General features: G+C 48.2%; 1 protein-coding gene. It reads right to left on the reverse strand.

What is annotated here, in order from left to right; all coding sequences use genetic code 11:
* The coding region (locus tag RF007C_RS00680) for a calcium-binding protein (RefSeq protein WP_275450832.1) at positions 1-1,122 on the reverse strand (1,122 nt) is incomplete at both ends.

The raw sequence follows: 1,122 nt of genomic DNA on the forward strand, positions 1-1,122 counted from the left end.
TTGTCATTGCCACCGTTGAGGTAATCGTTTCCTGTACCGCCATGGAGTTCGTCATTTCCGTTGCCGCCGTAGAGCTTGTCATCGCCTGCACCGCCGAAGATAACGTCTCTTCTTCCGTTGCCCTTGATTACATCGTCCTTATCGGATGCGTTGATAACTGTTGTACCTGTTGCGTAGTCATCGGGATCTGAGTACTCGCCGCTTACGTTCATGGTAATTGTTTCAGCGTAATAGTCTGCCATTGTCTTTACTGTACCGTCTGCAAACTCAAAGTTCTCGATACGGCTGTAGTAATCTGTGAACTGTGATGTGATTCTGAGAGTATCACCGTCGTTTCCAACGAGAAGAACCATATCGTTTCCGTCTCTTGTTACAACTACGTCGTCTTCTGTGATGCCTTCACCGAACAATACCTTATCTGTACCGCCGGCTCTTTCCTCGTTGATTGTATCATTACCGTCGCCAAGCTCGAATACGTATGTATCGTTATCGTTGCCGCCGTTGAGGTAGTCGTTTCCTGTACCGCCGTGAAGCTCGTCGTTTCCGCTTCCTCCGTAGAGCTTGTCATTGCCTGCTCCGCCGAAGATAACGTCTCTTCTTCCGTTGCCCTTGATTACATCGTCTTCATCAGATGCATTGATTACTGTTGTACCTGTTGCGTAGTCATCGGGATCTGAGTACTCGCCGCTTACGTTCATGGTAATTGTTTCAGCGTAATAGTCTGCCATTGTCTTTACTGTACCGTCTGCAAACTCGAAGTTCTCAATACGGTTGTAGTAATCTGTGAACTGTGATGTGATTCTGAGAGTATCACCGTCGTTGCCTACGAGAAGAACCATGTCGTTTCCGTCTCTTGTTACAACTACGTCATCTGCTGTGATGCCTTCACCGAACAATACCTTATCTGTACCGCCGGCTCTTTCCTCGTTGATTGTATCATTACCGTCGCCGAGCTCGAATACGTATGTATCGTTATCGTTGCCGCCGTTGAGGTAGTCGTTTCCTGTACCGCCGTGAAGCTCGTCGTTTCCGCTTCCTCCGTAGAGCTTGTCATTGCCTGCTCCGCCGAAGATAACGTCTCTTCTTCCGTTGCCCTTGATTACATCGTCTTCATCAGATGCA

Source organism: Ruminococcus flavefaciens 007c (assembly GCF_000571935.1).
Lineage (GTDB): Bacteria > Bacillota > Clostridia > Oscillospirales > Ruminococcaceae > Ruminococcus > Ruminococcus flavefaciens_F.